This window comes from Nocardia sp. NPDC050697, from assembly GCF_040654395.1.
Lineage (GTDB): Bacteria > Actinomycetota > Actinomycetes > Mycobacteriales > Mycobacteriaceae > Nocardia.
The window spans coordinates 115,402-137,825 of sequence record NZ_JBFAHY010000014.1 but is presented as its reverse complement, the minus strand read 5'-3'; the positions used below and the strand labels follow the sequence as shown (position 1 = coordinate 137,825).

22 protein-coding genes are annotated in these 22,424 nt (G+C 72.5%); 20 read left to right on the top strand and 2 right to left on the bottom strand.

From position 1 onward, the window contains the following. Positions 1-2 precede the first annotated feature (2 nt). From AB0H71_RS33105 to der, 8 genes are all read left to right on the top strand, one after another. Entirely contained in the window at positions 3-647 is a 645-nt protein-coding gene (locus AB0H71_RS33105) for an NUDIX hydrolase (protein WP_357029235.1), read from the top strand. A gap of 7 nt (positions 648-654) precedes the next feature. Then, positions 655-1,575, top strand: a complete 921-nt coding sequence (gene xerD / locus AB0H71_RS33100) for a site-specific tyrosine recombinase XerD (protein ID WP_357029232.1) — start codon at positions 655-657, stop codon at positions 1,573-1,575. Between the two features lie 396 nt (positions 1,576-1,971). After that, positions 1,972-2,784 (top strand): ParA family protein, encoded by an 813-nt coding sequence (locus AB0H71_RS33095; protein WP_357029296.1) that lies wholly within the window; start codon positions 1,972-1,974, stop codon positions 2,782-2,784. After that, on the top strand, positions 2,781-3,638 hold the full coding sequence (locus AB0H71_RS33090; protein WP_357029229.1) for a segregation/condensation protein A: 858 nt from the start codon (positions 2,781-2,783) through the stop codon (positions 3,636-3,638). Before AB0H71_RS33095 ends, AB0H71_RS33090 begins: the two co-directional genes overlap by 4 nt. Continuing rightward, positions 3,635-4,291, top strand: a complete 657-nt coding sequence (gene scpB / locus AB0H71_RS33085) for an SMC-Scp complex subunit ScpB (RefSeq protein ID WP_357029226.1) — start codon at positions 3,635-3,637, stop codon at positions 4,289-4,291. Before AB0H71_RS33090 ends, scpB begins: the two co-directional genes overlap by 4 nt. A gap of 8 nt (positions 4,292-4,299) precedes the next feature. Next, the gene (locus AB0H71_RS33080; protein ID WP_357029223.1) at positions 4,300-5,421 is read left to right on the top strand and encodes a pseudouridine synthase; all 1,122 of its coding nucleotides are present in this window, start codon (positions 4,300-4,302) and stop codon (positions 5,419-5,421) included. 65 nt (positions 5,422-5,486) lie between these two features. Beyond that, entirely contained in the window at positions 5,487-6,158 is a 672-nt protein-coding gene (gene cmk, locus AB0H71_RS33075; RefSeq protein ID WP_357029293.1) for a (d)CMP kinase, read from the top strand. Continuing rightward, the gene (gene der / locus AB0H71_RS33070) at positions 6,155-7,570 is read left to right on the top strand and encodes a ribosome biogenesis GTPase Der (RefSeq protein WP_357029221.1); all 1,416 of its coding nucleotides are present in this window, start codon (positions 6,155-6,157) and stop codon (positions 7,568-7,570) included. The genes cmk and der overlap by 4 nt, the downstream gene beginning before the upstream one ends. 56 nt (positions 7,571-7,626) lie before the next feature. Here the strand turns inward: der and AB0H71_RS33065 are convergent, their stop codons facing one another. Further along, a complete protein-coding gene (locus AB0H71_RS33065; protein ID WP_357029218.1) occupies positions 7,627-8,001 on the bottom strand; it encodes a hypothetical protein in 375 nt (124 codons plus the stop codon). Further along, positions 7,998-9,083, bottom strand: a complete 1,086-nt coding sequence (locus tag AB0H71_RS33060) for an AraC family transcriptional regulator (RefSeq protein WP_357029215.1) — start codon at positions 9,081-9,083, stop codon at positions 7,998-8,000. The genes AB0H71_RS33065 and AB0H71_RS33060 overlap by 4 nt, the downstream gene beginning before the upstream one ends. Positions 9,084-9,164: 81 nt before the next feature. On the opposite strand from AB0H71_RS33060, the gene AB0H71_RS33055 reads away from it, so the two are divergent. The 12 genes from AB0H71_RS33055 to AB0H71_RS33000 all read left to right on the top strand — a co-directional run bounded on the left by AB0H71_RS33055 (position 9,165) and on the right by AB0H71_RS33000 (position 22,417). Further along, positions 9,165-10,649, top strand: coding sequence for an NAD(P)/FAD-dependent oxidoreductase (locus tag AB0H71_RS33055; protein ID WP_357029212.1), 1,485 nt, complete (start codon positions 9,165-9,167; stop codon positions 10,647-10,649). Next, the gene (locus AB0H71_RS33050; protein WP_357029209.1) at positions 10,646-12,385 is read left to right on the top strand and encodes a GMC family oxidoreductase; all 1,740 of its coding nucleotides are present in this window, start codon (positions 10,646-10,648) and stop codon (positions 12,383-12,385) included. The genes AB0H71_RS33055 and AB0H71_RS33050 overlap by 4 nt, the downstream gene beginning before the upstream one ends. A 77-nt stretch (positions 12,386-12,462) precedes the next feature. Next, entirely contained in the window at positions 12,463-13,911 is a 1,449-nt protein-coding gene (locus AB0H71_RS33045) for an MFS transporter (RefSeq protein ID WP_357029206.1), read from the top strand. Positions 13,912-14,036: 125 nt separating this feature from the next. Continuing rightward, positions 14,037-14,840: an ABC transporter permease gene (locus AB0H71_RS33040; RefSeq protein WP_357029203.1), complete on the top strand. Its 804-nt coding sequence runs from the start codon at positions 14,037-14,039 to the stop codon at positions 14,838-14,840. Further along, on the top strand, positions 14,837-15,724 hold the full coding sequence (locus AB0H71_RS33035) for an ABC transporter permease (RefSeq protein ID WP_357029200.1): 888 nt from the start codon (positions 14,837-14,839) through the stop codon (positions 15,722-15,724). The genes AB0H71_RS33040 and AB0H71_RS33035 overlap by 4 nt, the downstream gene beginning before the upstream one ends. A 7-nt stretch (positions 15,725-15,731) precedes the next feature. After that, positions 15,732-16,715, top strand: coding sequence for an Mce family protein (locus tag AB0H71_RS33030; protein WP_357029197.1), 984 nt, complete (start codon positions 15,732-15,734; stop codon positions 16,713-16,715). Beyond that, the gene (locus AB0H71_RS33025; RefSeq protein WP_357029194.1) at positions 16,712-17,728 is read left to right on the top strand and encodes an MlaD family protein; all 1,017 of its coding nucleotides are present in this window, start codon (positions 16,712-16,714) and stop codon (positions 17,726-17,728) included. The genes AB0H71_RS33030 and AB0H71_RS33025 overlap by 4 nt, the downstream gene beginning before the upstream one ends. Continuing rightward, positions 17,725-18,717 carry an MlaD family protein gene (locus tag AB0H71_RS33020; RefSeq protein WP_357029191.1) on the top strand — a complete coding sequence of 331 codons (993 nt, stop codon included), beginning with the start codon at positions 17,725-17,727 and terminating at the stop codon, positions 18,715-18,717. Before AB0H71_RS33025 ends, AB0H71_RS33020 begins: the two co-directional genes overlap by 4 nt. Position 18,718: 1 nt before the next feature. Then, a complete protein-coding gene (locus tag AB0H71_RS33015; RefSeq protein ID WP_357029188.1) occupies positions 18,719-19,783 on the top strand; it encodes an MlaD family protein in 1,065 nt (354 codons plus the stop codon). Between the two features lie 107 nt (positions 19,784-19,890). Further along, positions 19,891-20,862, top strand: a complete 972-nt coding sequence (locus tag AB0H71_RS33010; protein ID WP_357029185.1) for an MlaD family protein — start codon at positions 19,891-19,893, stop codon at positions 20,860-20,862. Beyond that, a complete protein-coding gene (locus tag AB0H71_RS33005) occupies positions 20,859-21,815 on the top strand; it encodes an MlaD family protein (RefSeq protein ID WP_357029182.1) in 957 nt (318 codons plus the stop codon). The genes AB0H71_RS33010 and AB0H71_RS33005 overlap by 4 nt, the downstream gene beginning before the upstream one ends. After that, complete coding sequence (locus tag AB0H71_RS33000) at positions 21,812-22,417, top strand: hypothetical protein (protein WP_357029179.1); 606 nt, start codon at positions 21,812-21,814, stop codon at positions 22,415-22,417. Before AB0H71_RS33005 ends, AB0H71_RS33000 begins: the two co-directional genes overlap by 4 nt. Positions 22,418-22,424 lie beyond the last annotated feature (7 nt).

Here is a 22,424-nt window from a genome sequence, read left to right as displayed (position 1 = left end):
CGGTGAGTGAGCAGGCGGGGCAGCACACGTTCGAGACGGTCTCCTCGGAGACCGTCTACAGCGGGGCCATTCTGGCGCTGCGGCTCGACCAGGTCGTGATGCCGGGCGGCAAGGTCGCCGAGCGCGAGGTGGTGGAGCACCACGGCGCGGTCGCGGTGGTCGCCGTCGACGACGCCGGTGACGTGGTGCTCATCCGGCAGTACCGGCACCCGATCGGGGCCAGGCTGCTGGAGCTGCCCGCCGGGCTGATCGATATCGAGGGCGAGGACCCGCTGGCCGCGGCCGAGCGGGAGCTGGCCGAGGAGACCGGGCTGGCCGGTGCGCGCTGGTCGGTGCTGGTCGACGTCGCGCTCTCGCCGGGCTTCACCGACGAGGCGCTGCGCATCTACCTGGCCGAGGGGCTCACCGCGACCGACCGGCCCGACCCGGAGCTGGAGGAGGCCGATATCGCGCTGGTGCGGCTGCCGGTCGCCGAGGCGGTGCGGGCGGCGCTGGCCGGGGAGATCGTGAACGCCACCGCGGTGGCCGGGGTGCTGGCGCTGGCCACCGCCCGCGCCACCGGCGCCGAGCTGCGGCCCGCCGACGCGCCGTGGCCGGGGCAGCCGACCGCCCTGCTGCGCAGGCAGGCACGGCAGCGGGAGCGCTGAGCGCGCGGTGCTCGACCGGGAGATCGACGGCTACCTGGACCATCTCGCGGTCGAGCGCGGCGCGGCCCGCAATACCGTCGCCGCCTACCGGCGCGACCTGACCCGGTACCGCGAATTCCTGGACGGCCGCGGCGTCACCACGCTGGAGCGGGCGGGCGAGGCCGATGTGGCCGAGTTCGCCACCGCGCTGCGCGCGGGCGGGGCGGGCAGGCCGGCGCTGGCCGCCGGGTCGGTGGCGCGGGCGCTGATCGCGGTGCGCGGGCTGCACCGCTTCGCCGCCGCCGAGGGGCTGGCGGGCACCGATGTGGCGCGCGCGGTGAAGCCGCCGAGCCAGGGCCGCAGGCTGCCGAAGGCGCTCCCCTACGACCAGGTGCTCGCGCTGCTGGAGGCGGCGGGCGGGGAGGCCGACGCGCCGCGCGCGCTGCGCGACCGGGCGCTGCTCGAGCTGCTGTACTCCACCGGCGCCCGGATCTCCGAGGTGGTCGGGCTGGACGTGGACGACCTGGACACCGACGGCCGCGCGGTGGTGCTGCACGGCAAGGGCGGCAAGCAGCGCATGGTGCCGATCGGGCGCCCCGCGCTCGCCGCGGTCGACGCCTACCTGGTGCGCGGGCGGCCCGTGCTGGTGCCGAAGGGCAGGGCCGCCGGCGGCCCCGCGCTGTTCCGCAATGCGCGCGGCGGCCGGCTCTCCCGGCAGAGCGCGTGGCAGGTGCTGCGGCGCGCCGCCGAGCGGGCCGGGATCGAGGCGGCGGTCTCGCCGCACACGCTGCGCCACTCCTTCGCGACGCACCTGCTCGACGGCGGCGCCGACGTCCGGGTGGTGCAGGAGCTGCTCGGGCACGCCTCGGTGACCACCACGCAGATCTACACCCTGGTCACGGTGACGACGCTGCGCGAGGTCTGGGCCACGGCGCACCCGAGGGCGTGACGCGACCCGACCCGCCGTTTTCGTACTCACCGGCCGGTAACCCGGACGCGGGGCGGTGACACCGGGGACACTGGGACGCGCGTGTCCGAGCGACGGTGCCCCGCACGAGGCGGTAGCGTCTATCGGAAGCTGGACCGTACGAGAGCGAGGTCGCGCCCCAACCGGCTTCGCTACGCTCGGCAAGGAACGGGCAGGACGTATAAGGAGCAGCGGATCGTGACCACAGCCAGTGCGGGACCGCCGAGCAGAGCGTCCGTCCGGGGTCCGTCCGCCCGCGCGGAGCGTCGCGGCGACCACGAGCCCAAGGGCCCCTCCGACGCCGCGGCCAATTCGCTCTGGGGCGAGGGCGCCGAGCCCGTCCCGGAAGACGCCGACCTCGGCCCCACCGGCCGGCCGCTGCGCGCGGTGCCGGACCCGCCCCCGGTGGACAAGACCGGCGAGGCGCTGATCGTCGCCATGTGCAACCAGAAGGGCGGCGTCGGCAAGACCACCTCCACCATCAATCTGGGGGCCGCGCTCGCCGAGTACGGCCGCCGGGTGCTGCTGGTCGACCTGGACCCGCAGGGCGCGCTCTCCGCCGGGCTCGGGGTGGCGCACCACGACCTGCAGTACACGGTGCACAACATCCTGGTCGAGAACCGCATCGGGATCGATGACGTGGTGATGGAGACGCGGGTCGACGGCCTCGATCTGCTCCCCAGCAATATCGACCTCTCCGCCGCCGAGATCCAGCTGGTCAACGAGGTCGGCCGCGAGCAGTCGCTCGGCCGCGCGCTGGCGCCGGTGCGGGACCGGTACGACTACATCCTGATCGACTGCCAGCCCTCGCTCGGGCTGCTCACCATCAACGCGCTGGCCTGCGCCGACGGCGTCATCATCCCGATGGAGTGCGAGTACTTCTCGCTGCGCGGGCTGGCCCTGCTCACCGACACCGTGGACAAGGTGCGGGACCGGCTGAACCCGCGGCTCAGCCTCTACGGCATCGTGGTCACCATGTTCGACGCCAGGCTGCAGCACGCCAGGCAGGTCATGGCGCGGGTGGTCGAGGTCTTCGGCGACCTGGTCTACGACACCGCCATCGGCCGCACCGTCCGCTTCCCGGACGCCAGCGTGGCGGGGGAGCCGATCACCACCTGGGCGCCGAAGTCGACCGGCGCGGAGCAGTATCGATCGATGGCCAGAGAGGTCATCCACCGGTCCGGCCGGTGACCGCGACCGTCACCGCGGAGGCGCCCGAGGCGCCGCGTCACACGTTCCACCTGCGGCTGAGCAATTTCGAGGGGCCGTTCGACCTGCTGCTGCAGCTGATCAGCGCGCGCAAGCTCGACGTCACCGAGGTCGCGCTGCACAAGGTGACCGACGAGTTCATCGCCTACACCAAGGCGCTCACCGCGGCCATGTCCGCGCCGAACGGGCTGCGCGCGGACAAGATCCTGGACGAGACCACCGAGTTCCTGGTCGTCGCCGCCACCCTGCTCGACCTCAAGGCGGCCCGGCTGCTGCCCGCGGGCGAGATGACCGACGCCGAGGACCTGGAGCTGCTGGAGGCGCGCGACCTGCTCTTCGCGCGGCTGCTGCAGTACCGGGCGTTCAAGCAGGTCGCCGAGTTGTTCGCGGAGCTGGAGGCGGTGGCGCTGCGGCGCTACCCGCGCTCGGTCGGGCTGGAGGAGCGCTTCGCCGGGCTGCTGCCCGAGGTCACGCTCGGGGTGGACGTGCCGCGGTTCGCCGAGATCGCCGCGGCCGCCTTCCGGCCCAAGCCGACGCCGCGGGTCGGGCTGGACCACCTGCACGCGCACACCGTCTCGGTGGCCGAGCAGGCGGAGCTGGTGCTGAACCTGCTGAAGGAGCGCGGCATCGGCGGCTGGACCACCTTCGCCGAGCTGGTCACCGGCTGCACCGAGCCGATCGAGATCGTGGCGCGCTTCCTCGCGCTGCTCGAGCTCTACCGGGGCAAGCACATCGAGTTCGACCAGCCGGAGCCGCTCGGCCCGCTCGGCGTGAGCTGGACCGGCGATCCGGAGGCGGTCCAGGACCCGGCGACCATCGAGGAGGACTACGGATGACCGACGCCGTGGCGAAGTTCACGCCGGAGCCGCTGGACGGCCCCGAATTCCGGGCGGCGCTGGAGGCCATGCTGCTGGTCGTGGATGCTCCCGCCCCGGTGGAACAGCTGGCCGCGGCGCTGGACGACACCGCGGAGCGGGTGGAGACGGCGCTGCGCGGGATGTCGGCCGAGCTCGCCGCCAACGGCAGCGGGATCGACCTGCGTTTCGTCGGGGACGGGTGGCGCTTCTATACTCGCAGCGAGTACGCACCCTATGTGGAACGGGTACTGCTCGACGGCGCCAGGACCAAACTGACCAGGGCGGCGCTGGAGACCCTGGCGGTCATCGCGTACCGCCAGCCGGTCACCAGAACCAGGGTCGGCGCGGTGCGCGGGGTCAATGTCGACGGCGTGATGCGCACGCTGCTGGCACGGGGCCTGATCGCCGAGGACGGTGTCGATCCGGAGACCAACGGCACCCTCTACCGCACCACGGAGCTCTTCCTGGAGCGGATCGGGCTGGCGTCGCTCAGCGATCTGCCGCCACTGGCGCCGCTGCTCCCCGGCGTCGACCTGATCGACGAGATCAACGAGAGCCTGGAGACGGATCCCCGCTACACCAGGCTGCGAAAACCCGCCGAGGCCGACTTGGATCTCGGTACCGAGAACTGACAGGAACCATGAATACGCCCGCTCGCCGAGATGGCACACCGGACCGTAGAAACCGTAGCGACCAGCCCGGTCGCGGCAGGCCCGAGCGCGGACAGCGCGCCGCGGCCGCGCGCCGCGCCGGGGAGGATCGCGACCGTCGCCGCGAACGCGGTGACGCCGACACCAGGGGCGGCGCTCCCGCCCGCCGCGACGACCGCGGGACAGCCGGCCGCGACCGGCGCACCGACGGCGGCGCCGGCCGCCGGTTCGACGGCCCGCGCCGGGACGACCGCCCCGCGGCCAAGAAGGCCAAGCCGGAGCGGCAGCAGAGCGCGAACCCGCGGCTCAGCAATGCCAAGCCGGCCAAGCACCAGCACGTCGAGACCGCCGAGGGCGGCCACACCAAGCTCCCGTGGGGCGAGGGCGAACGGCTGCAGAAGGTGCTCGCCAAGGCGGGCGTGGCCTCGCGGCGCGCCGCCGAGGAGCTGATCGCGCAGGGCCGGGTCGAGGTGGACGGCGCCATCGTCACCGAGCAGGGGCTGCGGATCGACGCGGCGCACGCCGTGGTCCGGGTGGACGGCACCCGCGTCATGGTGCGCGAGGAGCTCGTGCACCTGGCGCTGAACAAGCCGCGCGGCTGGCAGTCGACCATGTCCGACGACCTCGGCCGCCCGTGCGTCGGCGACATCGTGGCCGAGCGGGTCGCCGCGGGCCAGCGGCTCTTCCACGTCGGCAGGCTGGACGCCGACACCGAGGGGCTGCTGCTGCTCACCAACGACGGCGACCTGGCGCACCGGCTCATGCACCCCTCCTACGAGGTGCACAAGACCTACCTGGCCACCGTGCGCGGCGAGGTCGACCGCTCGCTCGGCAAGCGGCTGCGCTCCGGCATCGAGCTGGAGGACGGCCCGGCCAGCGTCGACCGCTTCCAGGTGCTCGAGGTGAACGAGGGACGATCCCTGGTCAAGCTGGAGTTGCACGAGGGGCGCAAGCACATCGTGCGCAGGCTGCTCGCCGAGGTGGGCCACCCGGTGGACCGGCTGCTGCGCACGCACGTCGGCCCGGTGGCGCTCGGCGATCAACGCCCGGGCACGCTGAAGGTGCTCGGACGGGACGAAATCGGAAAACTCTACGAGGCGGTGCAGTTGTGAACGGTCTGGAGATCCCCGTGGCCGATACCGCGCGGTTGTCGGACGATTCCCCGCTGGTGGTGGCGATGGACGGGCCGTCGGGGACCGGGAAGTCCAGCGTCTCGCGGCAGCTGGCCACCCGGCTGCGCGCCCGCTACCTGGACACCGGCGCCATGTACCGGGTCGCCACCCTGCGGGTGCTCCGGCTCGGCGTCGACCCCGACGATCCGGCGGCGGTCGCCGCCGCGGTGGCCGAGCTCCCGCTGACCATCGGCACCGACCCCGGGCAGGAGCTGATCCTGCTCGCCGGTGAGGACGTCGCCGACGAGATCAGGGGCAGCGTGGTGACCCGCGCGGTCTCCGCGGTCTCCGCGGTGCCGTCGGTGCGCGAGCTGCTGGTGGCGCTGCAGCGCGAGATCGCGGCGAGCGCGGGCCGGATCGTGGTCGAGGGCCGCGATATCGGCACCGTCGTGCTGCCCGAGGCGGACGCCAAGGTCTACCTGACCGCCTCCGCCGAGGCCCGCGCGCACCGCCGCAACCAGCAGAACATCCGCGAGGGCAGGGGCGACGACTACCAGGGCGTCCTCGCCGACGTGCAGCGCAGGGACACCCTGGACTCGACGCGGGCGGTCTCCCCGCTGCGCCCGGCCGCGGACGCGGTGCAGGTCGACACCAGCGAGCTGGCCATGGACGAGGTCATCGACGCGCTCTACCGGGTGGTCGGCCACGCCGTCGCCGGAAACGGCGGGCCGCGATGACCGAGGACGTACTGGCAGGCGACGGCGTCTGGAACGACGAATCCGACTGGGAGCTCGACGAATTCGACCCGGAGGCGGAGGCGGGCGCGGAGATCGCCATGCCCACCCTCGCGGTGGTCGGCCGCCCCAACGTGGGCAAGTCGACCCTGGTGAACCGGATCCTCGGCCGCCGCGAGGCCGTGGTCGAGGACATCCCCGGCGTGACCAGGGACCGGGTCTCCTACGAGGCGAGCTGGTCCGGGCGGCGCTTCTGGGTGCAGGACACCGGCGGCTGGGAGCCGGACGCCAAGGGGCTGCAGCAGTCGGTGGCCCGCCAGGCCGAGCTGGCCATGTCGACCGCCGACGCCATCCTGCTGGTGGTGGACGCCGTGGTCGGCGCCACCGCCACCGACGAGGCCGCGGTGAAGAAGCTGCGGCGCAGCAAGATCCCGGTCATCCTGGTCGCCAACAAGGTGGACGACGTGCGCGCCGAGTCGGAGGCCGCCTCGCTGTGGTCGCTCGGGCTCGGCGAGCCGCGGATGGTCAGCGCCGCGCACGGCCGCGGCACCGGCGACCTGCTCGACGACGTGCTCGCGGTGCTGCCGGAGACCCCGCGCGAGGGCGGTACCGGCACCGGCCCGCGCCGGGTCGCGCTGGTCGGCAAGCCGAATGTCGGCAAGTCCAGCCTGCTCAACAAGCTGGCCGGGGACGAGCGCTCGGTGGTGCACGATGTCGCGGGCACCACCGTCGACCCGGTGGACTCGCTGGTCGAGCTCGGCGGCAAGATCTGGAAGTTCGTCGACACCGCCGGGCTGCGGCGCAAGGTGGCGCACGCCTCCGGCACCGAGTTCTACGCCTCGCTGCGCACCAAGGCGGCGCTGGAGGCCTCCGAGGTCGCGATCATGCTGATCGACGCCTCGCAGCCGCTCACCGAGCAGGACCTGCGGGTGATCAGCCTGGTCGCCGACTCCGGGCGCGCGCTGGTGCTCGCCTTCAACAAGTGGGACCTGGTCGACGAGGACCGGCGGCTCACCCTGGAGAAGGAGGTCGACCGCGACCTCGTCCGGGTGCCGTGGGCGCAGCGGGTGAACATCTCCGCGCACACCGGCCGCGCGGTGCAGAAGCTGGTGCCCGCCATGGAGGGCGCGCTGGAGTCCTGGGACAAGCGGGTCTCCACCGGGCGGCTCAACAACTGGCTCAAGGAGGTCGTCGCGGCGACCCCGCCGCCGATGCGCGGCGGCCGGCTGCCCCGGGTTCTCTTCGCCACCCAGGCCGGCACCCGCCCGCCCACCTTCGTGCTCTTCACCACCGGTTTCCTGGAGGCGGGGTACCGCCGCTTCCTGGAGCGGCGGCTGCGCGAGGAGTTCCGCTTCGACGGTTCGCCGGTGCGCATCTCGGTGCGGGTGCGGGAGAAGCGCGAGCGCAAGAGGTAGATGAGACGCGAACGGCGGGGGACGGTCATCGACCGTCCCCCGCCCTTCGCGTACCGCTACTCGGAGACCGGGAAGAGCGAGGGGCCGTCCTCGGGGGTGCCGTCGATCTGGCCGCGGTGCTTGCCGAAGAGCTCGTCGGCGTCGTCGGCGGGGAGCCGCTCGACCTCGTCCTCGATATCGGCGACCGGCTCGTCCACGGTGTGATCGCGGACCTCGCCGACATCCGGCTCCTCCTCGGCGAGGCGCTGGGCCAGCGGCTCGCCCTCGCGCTCCTCGCGGGCGGTCATGCCGAAGCGGTTGGCGCCGCTCCAGTCGTCCGGCGGATCCACCACGGCGTCGCCGTCGTCGTTGCGCACCTCGTCGGAGTCGAGGGCCTCGGTCGGCGACAGGGTGTCGCCGGGACCGTCTTCGGTGCTCGCGTCGGTACTCATACGGCAGTGGTGCCCGACCGGCCCCCGGGCAAACGTGCGGCGCCGCTCACCAGCCTGGTCCTGCGGTAGGCGGCCGGGGTGGTGCCGGTCCAGCGCTTGAAGGCGTGGATGAAGGGGGTCGCCTCGGCGTAGCCGAGCCGCAGCGCGATGTCGTCCACCGACATCGGGGTGGCGGCGAGCAGCTCCTCGGCCAGCGTGCGCCGCACCTCGTCGAGCAGGCCGCGGTAGCTGGTGCCCGCCTCGGCGAGCCTGCGGCGCAGGGTGCGGGTGCTCATGGCGAGCTCGGCGGCGACGGTGTCCAGCGCCGGCGGGCCGCTCGGGCCGGGGAAGAGCCGCTCCCGCACGTCGGCGGCGATCCCGGTGCGGGCGCGGCGGCGGCCGACCAGGTCGCGGCACTGCGCGACGCACATCGCCCAGGTGGCCTGGTTCGCCTGCGGCAGCGGGCGGGTGAGCAGTGCGGCGGGCACCCCGAAGAGCGTCTGCGGGCGGTCGAAGCGCGGCTCGACGCCGAGCGCGGCGGTCAGGGCGGCCGGGTTCGCCGGGGCCGGGAAGGCGAACTCGGCGCGGGTGAAGGTGCACGGGCTGCCGAGCAGGTCGCTCATCACCCGGCGGATGGCGACGATATCCCGCTGCACCAGGAACCACTGCAGGTCGGCGGGGACGGTGGCGTAGTGGAAGCGGGTGAGCACCTCGTGCTCGTTCCACTCCACCTCCGGGGTGCAGAAGGCGAAGCCGAGGCTGTAGTAGCGCAGCGCCAGCGAGATGGCCTCGCGCAGCGTCGCGCTGGTGACGCAGGCGAAGCCGAAGATGCCGAAGGTGCTGATCCGGTAGCGCCGCCCGACCGCGGCGCCGAGATCGCCGGCGCCGAGCGCGCGGACCAGCGCGCGCACCACGGTCAGCTCGGTGTGCGCGTCGATCTGCCGATCCGGGTCGGTGAGCATGGCCGGGGTGAGGCCGGTGCCGGCCAGCAGCCGCGGCGCCGAGACCCCGTGCTCGCCCGCGTACTCGACCATGACCCCGACGCTGGCGACGCCGCGCGGGAAACCCCAGTCGCGGACCTCGGCCTGCTCGACTCCGTGCATGACCCCAGTATGGCCGAAACTATTGATTCTTTGACCTCAGGTATTTGCTGTGTGGCCACTCACAGGCCATAGCGTAGAGGTATGTCCAGTAGTGCACCGTCGATCCTCATTATCGGCACCGGATTCGGCGGCCTCGGCGTCGCCATGGAGCTGCAGCGCGCCGGGTTCGGCGACTTCACCATCCTGGAGCGCGCGGCCGACCTCGGTGGCGTCTGGCGGGAGAACACCTACCCCGGCGCGGGCTGCGATATCCCCTCGCCGCTGTACTCGTTCTCCTACGAGCCCAAGCCGGACTGGCCCAAGCGCTTCTCCGGCCAGGCCGACATCCAGGGCTACATGCAGGGGGTAGCCGCCAAGCACAACCTGCTGCCGCGCATCCGCTTCGGCTCCGAGGTCACCGACGCCGCCTACGACGACGCGACCGGCACCTGGACCGTCCGGCTCGCCGACGGCGCCGAGCTCAGCTGCGACGTGCTGATCTCCGCGGTCGGGCAGCTCTCCCGCCCCGCGCTGCCCGCCATCCCCGGGATCGAGAGCTTCCGCGGGGAGTCGTTCCACTCCGCGGAGTGGGACCACGACGTGCAGCTGACCGGCAAGAAGGTGGCGGTGATCGGCACCGGCGCCAGCGCCGTCCAGTTCGTGCCCGCCATCGCGCCGAGCACCGAGCGGCTCACGCTGTTCCAGCGCTCGGCGGCGTGGATCATGCCGAAGAACGACATCGAGTACTCGCGGCTGCACCACACCCTGTTCCAGCTGCTCCCCGTGACCCGGCTGGCCGAGCGGCTCTGGTTCTGGACGTTCTGCGAATTCCTCTCGCTCGCCCTCGTCGACGTGCCGCCGATCCGCAAGCTGGTGACCTGGATCGGCATGCGGCAGCTGCGCAAGCAGGTGGCCGACCCGGTGCTGCGGGCGAAGCTCACCCCCGACTACCCGGCCGGCTGCAAGCGCGCGCTCTTCTCCAACGAGTACCTGCCCGCGCTCACCGCGCCGAACGTCCGGGTCGAGACCACCGCCATCACCGCGATCGAGCCGGAGGGCGTGCGCACCGCCGACGGCGAGCTGCACGAGGCCGACGTGATCGTCTACGGCACCGGCTTCAAGGGCACGGAGTTCCTGTGGCCCATGAAGATCCGCGGCCGCGGCGGGCGCAGGCTGGAGGACGACTGGGCCGGCGGGGCCCGCGCCTACAAGGGCATCACCGTGCCCGGCTACCCGAACCTGTTCCTGATGTACGGGCCGAACACCAACCTCGGCGTCGGCTCCATCGTCTACATGATCGAGTCGCAGGCGAGCTATATCCGGCAGGCGCTGGAGCGGCTGGTTCCGTACGCTGACCGGGTGCTCGACACCCGCACCGACAAGGCGGCCGAGTTCGACGCCCGGCTGCAGAAACGCCTCGATCGCACGCCCTGGAACTTCTGCGGCAGCTGGTACCGCAGCGAGAACGGGCGGATCACGAACAACTGGCCCGGCACCGTCCTCAGCTACCGGTTGCAGACCCGCAAGCTGAACCCGGCCGACCACCCGCTGCTTCCCGTCGGAGCACCGAAGGAGCTCTCCCGATGACTTTCGACTACGACGTGCTGATCGTCGGCTCCGGCTTCGGCGGCAGCGTGAGCGCGCTGCGGCTCACCGAGAAGGGGTACCGGGTGGGCGTGGTCGAGGCGGGGCGCCGCTTCGCCGACCACGAGTTCGCCAAGACCTCCTGGCGCGCCAGCAAGTACCTGTGGGCGCCGTGGGCCAAGTTCTACGGCATCCAGCGGCTCACGCTGCTCGACGACACCCTGATCATGAGCGGCTCCGGCGTCGGCGGCGGCTCCCTGGTCTATGCCAACACCCTGTACGAGCCGCCGGAGAAGTTCTTCGCGGACCGGCAGTGGGCGCACATCACCGACTGGAAGTCGGAGCTGCTGCCCTACTACGACCAGGCCAAGCGGATGCTCGGCGTCACCACCAACCCGGCCACCACCGCCACCGACCGGGTGCTGCGCGAGGTGGCCGAGGAGATGGGCGTCGGCGACTCCTACCAGCGCACCCCGGTCGGGGTGTTCTTCGGCGGGCCGGGCACCAGGCCGGGGCAGGACGTCCCCGACCCGTTCTTCGGCGGCGCCGGCCCGGCTCGGCGCACCTGCACGCACTGCGGCGAGTGCATGACCGGGTGCCGCCACAATGCCAAGAACAGCCTGGTCAAGAACTACCTCTACCTGGCCGAGCAGGCCGGGGCGACGGTGCACCCGCTGACCACCGTCACCGATGTGCGGCCGCTCTCCGGCGGCGGGTACGCGGTCGAGACCGTCGGCACCGGGCGGGTGCTGCGGAAGCGGAAGCGCACCTTCACCGCCGAGCAGGTGATCTTCTCCGCGGCCGCGCTCGGCACCCAGCGGCTGCTGCACCGGCTGCGCGACACCGGTTCGCTGCCGGGCATCTCGCCGCGGCTCGGCTACCTGGCGCGCACCAACTCCGAGGAGCTGCTGGTCGTCCGCACCCGCAGGGGCGACACCGACTTCACCAAGGGCGTGGCGATCACCTCCTCCATCCACCCGGACGCCGACACGCACATCGAACCGGTGCGCTACGGCAAGGGCAGCAACACCATGGCGCTGATCGGCACCGCCATGGTGGACGAGGTGGAGGGCGTCTCCAAGGGGCGGCTGTGGCTGCGGCAGATGGTGCGCGGGCGGCGCGACATCGTGCGCATGCACAACCCGCGGCGCTGGTCCGAGCAGATGATCGGGCTGCTGGTCATGCAGTCGCTGGACAACTCGATCACCACCTACACCGGGCGCGGGCGCTTCGGGCGCAGGAAGATGCGCACCAGGCAGGGGGAGGGGGCACCCAACCCGACCTGGATCCCGGCCGGGCACGAGGTGGCGAACCGGATCGGCGAGAAGATCGACGGCTTCCCCTCCGGGGCGATCAGCAGCCTGTTCAACATCCCGATGACCGGGCACTTCATCGGCGGCTGCGTGATCGGGGATTCACCGGAGAGCGGCGTGGTGGATCCGTACCACCGGCTCTACGGGCACCCGGGGCTGCACGTCATCGACGGGTCGACGATCACCGCGAACCTCGGGGTGAATCCGTCGCTGACCATTACCGCGCAGTCCGAGCGGGCGGTCGCGCTGTGGCCCAACAAGGGAGAGGCCGATCCGCGGCCCGCGCTCGGGTCGGCGTACCGGCGCATCGCGCCGGTGCCGCCGCGCAACCCGGTGGTGCCGGAGAGCGCGCCGGGCGCGCTGCGGTTGCCGCTGGTGCAGATCACCAGCAAGGGCAAGCCGGTACCCGCGCCCGCGGGGGAGTAGCGGAAAGCGAAGGGGCACCCGGCTATCCGGGTGCCCCTTCGTGGTTTCTCCCGCCCGCGGCGGGGAAATTCCGCCGCATGAACACGGTGCGCACGCGGATCCCGGCCCGGCTCGATCGCCTGCCCTGGTCCCGATGGCACTGGATGATCGTGATCGGGCTCGGTTCGGTCTGGATCGTCGACGGCTTCGAGGTCACCGTGGTCGGCAGCGTGGCCGGGCGGCTCTCCGAGCCGGGCAGCGGGCTGCCGATCACCGCGGCGCAGGTCTCCGGGGTGGCGGCGGCGCTGTACGTGGCCGGGGCCTGCGTCGGCGCGCTGCTGTTCGGCTGGCTCACCGACCGCTACGGCCGCAAGAAGCTCTTCATCATCACGCTCGCGGTGTACCTGGTGGCGACCGCCATGACGGCGTTCTCCTTCGACGTCTGGTGGTTCCTGCTCTTCCGCTTCCTCACCGGGCTCGGCATCGGCGGCGAGTACGCGGCCATCAACTCCGCCATCGACGAGCTCATCCCGAGCAAGTACCGCGGCCGGATCGACATCATCATCAACGGCACCTACTGGCTCGGCGCCGCGGGCGGCGCGCTGCTCTCGGTGGCCGCGCTGAACCCGAACCTCTTCGCCGCGAACCTGGGCTGGCGGCTCATGTTCGGCATCGGCGTCGTCTTCGGGCTGCTGATCCTGCTGGTCCGGCGCAATGTTCCGGAGAGCCCGCGGTGGATGTTCATCCACGGCCGGGACCGGGAGGCCGAGGAGTTGGTCGACGGGATCGAGCGCGAGGTCGAGCGGGAGACCGGCGCCGAGCTGCCCGAGCCGGGCACCGAGATCGAAGTGCGGCAGCGAAAGTCGACCGGGTTCGGGGAGATCGCCAGGGTGATGATCCGGGAGTACCCGCGGCGCAGCGCACTCGGGCTCGGCCTCTTCATCGGCCAGGCCTTCCTCTACAACGCGGTGACCTTCAACTTCGCGGTCATCCTGAGCAAGCTCTTCGGCGTGCCCGCCGACCGCACCGGCTACTACTACGCCGTCATGTGCCTCGGCAGCTTCTTCGGGCCGCTGCTCTTCGGCCGCTTCTTCGACACCGTCGGCCGCAAGCCCATGATCGCCGGTTCCTACCTCTGCTCCGGGCTGCTGCTGCTCGGCACCGCGTGGCTGCTGGCGGGCGGCTCCCTGACCGCGCTCACCCTCACCGCCTGCTGGACGGTGGTGCTGCTGGTCGCCTCCTGCGGCGCCAGCTCGGCCTATCTCACGGTGAGCGAGATCTTCCCGATGGAGACCCGCGCCATGGCGATCGCCTTCTTCTTCGCCGTCGGCACCGCGGCGGGCGGGATCGCGGGGCCGCTGGTCTTCGCCGAGCTCACCGGCGAGGGCGATGCCGGGCGCACCGCGCTGGCATTCGTGATCGGAGCGGTCGTGATGATCCTCGGCGGGCTGATCGAGCTGGCGCTCGGCGTGCAGGCCGAGCAGCGCTCGCTGGAGGAGATCGCCGCACCGCTGAGCTCGCGGCCGGAGCGCGCGCCCGCCGAGTGAGCCGCGGTTTTGCCCGCCCCGGGTGATCGAGGCTGTTAACGGGGGCTGTCGATCAGTTCCATCGAAACCGCTCGACGTCGGCCGCAGCATTGATAGTCTGATGGCAGTTCGACTATCACAGCGCGGTGTTCGAGGAGGTCGTGGTGGTCGCGTCGATCGCATCCAGCACCCGGACCCTCGGGCGCGGGGTCCGGCTCGGGGTGCGGGCCACCGCGCTCATGGGGTACGACCTGGCGCGCGGCCGCTTCCCGCTGCGGGAGGCGCTGGTCCAGGCGTGGTTCTTCGTCTCGGTGTCGATGCTGCCCGCCATCCTCGTCTCGCTGCCCATGGGCGTGGTGATCGCGGTGCAGGTCGGCAGCATCACCGAGAACATCGGCGCGGGCTCGATGGCGGGCGCGGTCGGCGGCATGGGGGTCATGCAGCAGATCGCGCCGCTGGCGGCGGCGCTGCTGGTCGGCGGTGCGGGCGCCTCGGCCATCGCCTCCGATCTCGGCGCCCGCACGGTGCGCGAGGAGATCGACGCGCTGCGCACCATGGGCATCGACCCGCACCGCCGGCTGGTGGCTCCGCGCATCCTGGCCATGACGGTGGTCGCGCCGATGCTGGCCGTGGTGGTGATCTTGATGAGCATCCTGGCCGGGTTCTTCGTCGCCTCGGTCGGGCAGGGCGTGGCGCCCGGCTCGTACTGGCTCTCCTTCGGCAGCTTCGCCACCGTCACCGATCTGGTGATCTGCCTGGGCAAGTCGGCGGTCTTCGGCTACCTGGTCGCGGTGATCGCCGGGCAGCGCGGGCTGGAGGCCGGCGGCGGGCCGAAGGGCGTGGCCGACTGCGTGAACGCCGCGGTGGTGCTCGGCATGCTGGCCTGCCTGGTGGTGAACCTGGTGATCACCCAGCTGGTGCTGCTCTTCCTGCCGATGGAGTTCCTGTGACCGCCGCCGCGCCCGGCGGGCGCTTCCACGGCCCCTCGGCCTACCGGCCCGCCGGGCTGCGCTGGACCCGGCGGCTGCGGCGGGGCTGGGAACCGCTGGAGGAGCTGGGTTTCCAGCTGCGCTTCGGGGTGGCGGCGGTGCTCGGGGTCGGGCACGCGCTGCGCAGCTACCGCAGGCAGACGGTCGCGGTCTTCACCGATCTGGCCTGGGGCAACGGCCGCTCGGTGATCGTCGGCGGCGGGGTGGCGCCGGTGCTGGTGATCATGGGCATGGTCGCCGGGGCGATGATCGGCATCCTCGGCTTCACCGCGCTGGACATGCTCGGCATGGGGCCGCTGGCCGGGGCCATGTCGGCGCTGGCCAACCCGCGCGAGCTGGCGCCGCTGGTGGCCGCGGTCGGCTTCGCCGCGCAGGCCGGGTGCCGGATGACCGCCGAGATCGGCGCCATGCGCATCTCCGAGGAGATCGACGCGCTGGAGGCGCAGGCCATCGACCCGATTCCGTACGTCGTCTCCACCCGGCTGATCGCGGCGGTGATCACCGTGGTGCCGGTGTACCTGATCGCGCTCGCGCTCGGCTTCTTCACCACCGACCTGGTGGTGACGGTGGTGCAGGGGCAGGGCGCGGGCGCCTTCGGGCACTACTTCCGGATGTTCGTCAGCGGCCCGGACCTGGCCTTCTCGCTGCTCAAGGTGGTGGTGTTCGTGCTGCTGGTCACCGGCGTGCACACCTACCAGGGGTTCTACGCGACCGGCGGGCCGGAGGGGGTCGGCATCGCCTCCGGGCGGGCCATCCGGGCCAGCCTGGTGCTCATCGCGCTGAGCGACATGGCACTCACCATCGCGATCTGGGGGTTCGACACCGATATCGGGTTCACGGGGTGAGCGGGCGATGAGCCGGGCACGAAGTTTCGCGGTGCGCGGGCCGGACCGCGCCGGGCTGCGGCTGCGCGGGCTGGTGCTGCTGGTCGCGGTGGTGCTGCTGACCGGGGCGGTGTGGCGCACGCTGGAGCCGGGCCGGGACGGGCGGGCCGAGTTCGACCTGGTGGTCTCCGGGCTCGGCGACGGCGCGGGGCCGGGCACCCCGATCCGGCTGCGCGGCATGGCGATCGGCGAGGTGCTCGCGGTGCGGCCGGTGGGGGTGCAGCGGCACCGGCTGACCGTCGGGGTGGACCCGGCCCGGCTGCCCGAGCTCAGCAGCACCACCCGGCCGCGCTTCGTCTCGGCCACGGTATTCGGCTCCACCGCACTGGAACTCACGCCGATGCCGGGCGGGGTGCCGCTCACCGCGGGCTCGGTGCTGGAACCGGCGGAGCGGGTGGACAACTTCACCGTCACCCGGATCCTGCGCGACTCCAACCGGGCCGTCGGCGACATCCTCACCGAACGGCTCGCGGTCTCGCTGGAGAACGCGGCCGGGCTCACCGAGGCCGGTGCGCCGCTGCTCACCTCGGCGCTGCTGCTGGCCCGCGGCTGGCAGCGCGCCCAGCGGGTGCCGCTGGACCAGGTGCTGAGCACCACCGCCGACGTCACCGAGGGCGTCGCGGCATTCGCCCCCTCCGCGCTCGGCATCCTCACCGCGCTCGCCTCGGTCGAGAAGCTGGACGACGACGCCGCCACGAAGCAGGCCTCGGACACCATCTCCGAGGTCTCCAACCTGGTCTTCGCCTTCGCCGGGGAGCTGGTCGGCGCGCTCGGCCCGATGGCGCATGCGGTGGACATGCTGCTGGACATGGTGATCCCGCTGAACCAGGCCATGCGGGGCGTCACCCCCGGCCATGTCGAGGCGCTGCTGGCCGGGCTGGACGGCGCGCTGCGCAGCCGGGACGGGCAGGTCACGCTGGAGACCGAGATCGTGCTCGGGGGGCCGCGATGAGGACGCCCCGCAGTGCCGCCGTGCGCCTCGCGCTGCTGCTGCTCGTGGTGATCGGCATCGTCACGCTGGTGGTGCAGGCCATCGAGCGCCCCGTCGGCGGCGCCACCCGCAGCTACGAGGCCGCCTTCGGCGATGTCTTCGGGCTGCGGGAGAACGCCGACGTGCGGCTGCGCGGCGTGCAGGTCGGCAAGATCACCGAGGTCGCGCTCACCCCGGAGCACACCGCGCGGGTGCGCTTCACGCTGCTCGCCGAGTACCCGCTGCGCAGTGGCGACGAGGTCGCCATCCGCTTCCAGAACCTCACCGGGCAGCGCTATCTCGCCATCACCAGGAATGGCGACGGCCCCGAGCTCGCGCCCGGCGAGCCGGTGCGCAATACCGTCGACTCCTTCGACATCACCACCGTCTTCAACGGGCTGCGCCCGCTGCTGAACGAGGCCGACCCCGAGGTCTACAACCGGTTCCTGACCCATGTCGTCGCCATGATCGAAGGCACCGGCGACGACCCGGCGCCGCTGCTCCGCGATGTCGCCGCGCTGGCCTCCTACGCCGCCGACCGCACCGCCGTGATCAGCACCATCGTCGCGAATCTGGACCAGCTGTCGCAGCGGCTGCGCGGGCGCTCGGCGAATCTGGAGAACATCCTGCGGGTCTTCCACTCCATCTTCATGCCGGTGGCGAGCCGCATGGCGGAGTTCCTGACCCTCATGGACAAGGGGTCGGTGGAGATGAGCGAGGTGGTGCGCACCGCCGACGCGCTCGCGCTGCTGCTGCTCGGCGCCCGCGACTCCGCCGACGCGCTCACCGACCGCATGCGGCTCGCCATCCCGGACAGCACCGCGGCGGTGCGCTCGCTCTGGCTGCTGCCGGGGCTGCTGGAGTCGCTGAACGCGCTCATCCCGGCCGAGGAGCCGGACCGGCGGTGCGCGCACGGCGCGTTCCCGGTGCCGGTCGACGCCACTGTGCTACTGCACGGCCGGGCCCTGACCGTCTGCGGGGGAGGAGCGCCATGACCTTCGGTGCCGAGGAGGCCACACCCCGCGCCCAGCTCGTCTGGGCGCTGCTCAGCGTGGTCGCGCTGACGATCGGCTTCGGCACCGTCGGGGTGCTGTACCTGCGCCCGCCCGGCACGGTCGTCCAGCACCTCTCGCTGCCGGAGAGCGGCGGGCTGAAGCCGGGCGACGGGGTGCGGATCGCGGGGATCCCGGTGGGCCGGGTGCTGACGGTGGAGCTGGCCGACGCGCACGTGGACGTCGCCTTCGAGGTCGACGCCGGGCAGCGGCTCGGCGCCGCCACCGCCGTCGACATCCGCATGCTGACCCCCGTCGGCGGGCTCTACCTGGCGCTGCTGCCCGCGGGCGACGGAGAGCTGCGCGGGGCCATCCCGGCCGAGCGGGCCCGGCTGCCGTTCGTGGTGAACGAGCTGCTGCCGGAGACGGTCCGGGTCACCGACCGCGCCGACACCGCCGCGCTGCGCGCCACCCTGGAGGGGTCGGCGGCCGCGCTCACCGGGGCGCCCGGCGCGGTGCGGGAGTCGGTCACGGCGCTGAGCACGGTGGTCGGTGCGCTCGCCGAGCAGCGCACCCAGGTGCGGGAGCTGCTCGCGCTCGCCGACGAGTACCTGGCCACCGTGCACGACAACGAGCAGCTGGCCACCGAGGTCATCCGCGCCTACGCCGTCCTCGGCCCGCAGATCGTGGCCGCCCGCTCCAAGGTCGAGATCTTCGCCGACAAGGTGACCGCCGTGGTCGGGCTGCTCTTCGACTTCCTCAGCGGGCCCTACGCCGAGCAGCTGGAGCCGCTCTTCTTCCCGCTGGAGGAGAGCCGCGACCTGAGCGGGCGGCTGCTCGCCGACACGAACCGCATGATCGACGCGCTCACCGGCACGCTGCGGCAGCTCGCCGCTGTGGCCGGGCCCGAGGGGACCGCGCTCGTCGACCAGAGCGGGCTGACCGTCCAGCGGCCGGACGTGTGCCTGCCGGTGCCGGGAGCGGGGTGCTGAGATGAGCGTGCGGACAGGAATCCTGGTCGTGCTGGTCGCCGCGGTGGCCGCGACCGGCGCCGCGGTCGGCGTGGAGTGGGGCGGCGGGGCCACCCGCGCGGTCTGCGCCGAGTTCGACACCACCTACGGGCTGTACGAGGACGCGGCGGTGACGATTCGCGGGGTGCCGGTGGGGTCGGTGTCGGCGCTGGAACCCGCGGGCGACCGGGTCCGGGTGCGGATGCGGATCGGCGAGCGGGTGCTCCCCGCCGACGTGCGGGCGGTGGTGGTGAACTCCTCGCTGCTCACCGATCGGCGGGTCGAGCTGGTGCACGCCGACTACGCGGGCGGCGCGCCGCTGCCGGAAGAGCGCTGTATCCCGAAGGAGCGCACAGAGACTCCGCTCAGCGTCTCGGCCGCGCTGCGCTCGTTCACCGGGCTGCTGCACGAGATGACCAGGCCGGGGCCGGACGGGGTTCCGCCGCTGCAGGCGGTGCTGGCGGGGGCGGATCGGGAGCTCGGCGGGCTCGGGCCGCAGCTGCGCGAGCAGTTGCGGGCGCTGGCCGAGCTCACCTCCGCGCCCGAGGTGTTCATGGGCGAGCTGGGTGCGGTGCTGGACAGCTCCGCCGAGCTCACCACCTTCCTGACCAGGGAGTGGGGCGATATCACCACCACGCTCAGCACCTTCGGGCCCGGGCTGGAGTTGCTGGAGAGCAGCCTGGTGATCGTCAAGACCATGGTGGGGAAGCTGGCGCTCGCCGTCGAGCCGATGGATCGGCTGTTCAACCAGCACTTTCCGTACCTGATGGAGCTGCTGGAGTCGTCGATCCCCGCGGTGACGCTGGCCCGGGTGCGGGCCGAGGAGTCGCAGGACGTGCTGAACACGGTGCCGGGGGTGCTGGCGATGCTGCGGGCCATGATCGGGGGATCGGGGTTCGAGGTCGGGTATCGGGGGCCGGGGGTCGAGGTCGGCGGGGATCCGGTCGCGCTCTGCGCGGGGGTGCCGGAGTGCGTGCCGCTCTCGGCGGCGGTCGTCCGGATGCCGTTGCCGCAGGCGCTTCTCGCCGTCGCAGGCGGTGCGCGGTGAGTGCCCGGGTGTCGTCGCCGCGGCCGGAGGGGATCGCGGCGAGCGGTCGCTGTTTCGGCCGTGCGGTTTGGCGCGGGGCCGGTGCGCGCCTTCTGACGCTGTGCGCCGTGGCCGCGGCGGTGCTCGCGGGGTGCGGGTTCGATCCGTCGGATCACGCGCTGCCCGGCACCGGGGTGGACGGGCCCACCTACCGGCTGAACCTGGAGTTCGAATCGCTGCTCAGCCTGCCCGCCGGCGCCGCGGTGCGCAGCGACGGCGCCGAGGTCGGGACGCTGCGCGGGATCGAGCTCGCCCCGCACGCCGCGATCGCGCGCATCGCGGTGCGCGCGGATGCCCGCTTCCCGCGCGGCACCCGCGCCGAACTGCGGCAGACCACCGTGCTCGGCGACATCTACCTGGCGCTGCTCCCGCCGCTCGACGGCGGCGCCGAACTACTGCGCGACGGCGACACGATCCCGCTCCGCGACACCGACCCCGGCCCGCAGCTGGAGCAGATCCTGGACCGCATGGCGCTGTTCGTGAACGGCGGCAGCCTCACCCGCATGCAGGACGCCATCGACCAGCTCAACCGCGCGCTCCCCGCCGACCCGGCCGAGACCGCGGAGCTCAGCGGGCGCATCGCCGCCGACCTCGGCACCACCGCCGGCCACCTCCCCGACCTGGACCGCATGCTCGCCGCCACCGGCGCCACCACGCAGCGGCTGCACGAGATGCGCGACGAGATCGGCTTCCTCTTCTCCGAGACCGCGAAACACCGGCTCGGCCGGGTGCCCGAGTTCATGACCGCGGTGCTCAATGTGGTGATCGACGTCAATACCCTCACCACCGGCCTGGACTGGACCATTCCCCGGCTGCCGCACCTCAATGTCGCCCTGGAGCAGACCGCCGGGCTGCTCCGCGAACCGTCGGCCGACCCGCGGGTCTGGGTGGGGAGCGGTGCGCTCGTCCCCGAGGTCCTGTCCGGCAAGCTGATTCCCTTCCTGACCGACCCCGCGATCGATGTGCGCACCGTGCGCGTCGAGGGCAGGCCGGAGATCGACGCCGCCGTCCTGCTCCGGCTGATCGGAGCCGCGCCGTGACCCGCATCCCCGCCTGGCTCTCCGGCTTGGTGCTCACCGTGGTGACCGCGCTCGGCGGCGGCTACCTCGCCGTCGGCGTGCTCGGGCACGACCCGACCGTGGCGCACAACCACGCCGAGGTGCGGATGGCGCACGCCGCCGGGCTGCGGGCCGGGTCGGAGGTGGTGTACCGGGGGGTCGACATCGGGACGGTGCGGTTCGTGCAGAGCGTGCCCGGCGGCGTCCGGGTGGGGATCGAGTACGACGCCGCCTACCGGATCCCCGCCGACAGCGCGCTCGCCGTCGAGAACCTCTCCGCGCTCGGCGAACCCGTCTTCGCCTTCCTGCCCGGCGCGGGCACCGGCGACCACCTGGCCGACGGCGCGCGGCTCGCGGGCACCGTCGAGACGCCGACCGCGGTGCCGGAGCTGCTCGCGGGCACCTCCACCCTGCTCGACCAGGTCGACTCGGCCGCCGTGGGCAGGCTGGTCGAGACCTTCGCCGTCGCGGTCGACGGCGCCGGGGCGGTGACGCCCGCGCTGGCCCGCGCCGCCGGCCTGCTCGCGTCGACGCTGGCCAGGCACCAGCCCGCGCTCGACATCGTGCTCCGCGACGTCATGGCGCTGATGCCGGAGCTCGGCTGGGTCAAGCCGGTGCTGACCGCGGCGCCGCCGCAGCTCGACCGCTTCGGCGCCACGCTCGGCGTCTCCTACGAGTACCTGTTCGAGGGGTCGGTGCTGCTCCGCGGGGAGGAGGTGCTCGGCTCCTGGCGCGCCGAGGAGGCGCAGCTCGTCGATTTCCTGCGCCGGTTCGCCCCCGAACTCGGTGCGCTCGGCATCGCCCTGCGCCCCGTCACCACCGCCACCGGCCCCGCCCTCGGCGCCGTCGACCTGGCGACCCTTCTGGACCAGGCCCTCACCTCCCTCCCCGGGGACCGCCTCCGCATCACCCTCGCCCCCGAAGGACCCCGATGAGCACCGATGAATCCACCCCCGATGTTCGGGGGGAAACCGACGCGGCCGAAACCGGGTCGAGCGGCGCGGCAGCGCCAGGCGATAGAGGCGGCAGGATCAAAGCGCGTATTCCGGCCCTGCTGACGGCGATCGCCGCGATAGCGGCAGTAACCTTCGGCACCCTCTGGGCCACGGACAATTCCGCCGAAGAACTCGAAACCCTGCGAACAGACCTCGCTACGGACGAAGCCGCCGAACAAGCCGCTTCGCGCTACGCCCTGAACGTCTCCCAGGTGAACCCCGCCGACATCGAAGGCTGGCGCCAGCAACTGCAGCACGAGGTAACCCCCGACCTCGCCCCCAAACTCTCGGCGGCGGTCGACGTGGTGGGCCCCTGGCTCACCCAGATGGAGTACACCTCCACCGCGAAAGTACTGGCCGCCCAGGTGAGCTCACGAGAGAACGACCTCTACACGGTCCAGGTCTTCGTGGACATGAACTCGAAGAGCCGCCAGACCCCCGACGGTGTGACGGCAACCGCCGCCTACACCATCACCCTCGACCGCGCGGCGAACTGGACCATCACCGATGTCGGTGGCGTCACCCCCGCACTGCCGCGCTGAGACCCGA

Excerpts from the sequence above, each read along its gene's own strand:
- AB0H71_RS33030 (WP_357029197.1), top strand. The coding sequence starts at position 15,732 with ATGAGCCGGGCACGAAGTTTCGCGGTGCGCGGGCCGGACCGCGCCGGG.
- AB0H71_RS33055 (WP_357029212.1), top strand. The coding sequence starts at position 9,165 with ATGTCCAGTAGTGCACCGTCGATCCTCATTATCGGCACCGGATTCGGC.
- AB0H71_RS33065 (WP_357029218.1), bottom strand. The coding sequence starts at position 8,001 with ATGAGTACCGACGCGAGCACCGAAGACGGTCCCGGCGACACCCTGTCG.
- AB0H71_RS33045 (WP_357029206.1), top strand. The coding sequence starts at position 12,463 with ATGAACACGGTGCGCACGCGGATCCCGGCCCGGCTCGATCGCCTGCCC.
- AB0H71_RS33000 (WP_357029179.1), top strand. The coding sequence starts at position 21,812 with ATGAGCACCGATGAATCCACCCCCGATGTTCGGGGGGAAACCGACGCG.
- AB0H71_RS33080 (WP_357029223.1), top strand. The coding sequence starts at position 4,300 with ATGAATACGCCCGCTCGCCGAGATGGCACACCGGACCGTAGAAACCGT.
- AB0H71_RS33025 (WP_357029194.1), top strand. The coding sequence starts at position 16,712 with ATGAGGACGCCCCGCAGTGCCGCCGTGCGCCTCGCGCTGCTGCTGCTC.
- AB0H71_RS33015 (WP_357029188.1), top strand. The coding sequence starts at position 18,719 with ATGAGCGTGCGGACAGGAATCCTGGTCGTGCTGGTCGCCGCGGTGGCC.
- AB0H71_RS33050 (WP_357029209.1), top strand. The coding sequence starts at position 10,646 with ATGACTTTCGACTACGACGTGCTGATCGTCGGCTCCGGCTTCGGCGGC.
- der (WP_357029221.1), top strand. The coding sequence starts at position 6,155 with ATGACCGAGGACGTACTGGCAGGCGACGGCGTCTGGAACGACGAATCC.
- AB0H71_RS33060 (WP_357029215.1), bottom strand. The coding sequence starts at position 9,083 with ATGCACGGAGTCGAGCAGGCCGAGGTCCGCGACTGGGGTTTCCCGCGC.
- AB0H71_RS33020 (WP_357029191.1), top strand. The coding sequence starts at position 17,725 with ATGACCTTCGGTGCCGAGGAGGCCACACCCCGCGCCCAGCTCGTCTGG.
- scpB (WP_357029226.1), top strand. The coding sequence starts at position 3,635 with ATGACCGACGCCGTGGCGAAGTTCACGCCGGAGCCGCTGGACGGCCCC.
- cmk (WP_357029293.1), top strand. The coding sequence starts at position 5,487 with ATGGACGGGCCGTCGGGGACCGGGAAGTCCAGCGTCTCGCGGCAGCTG.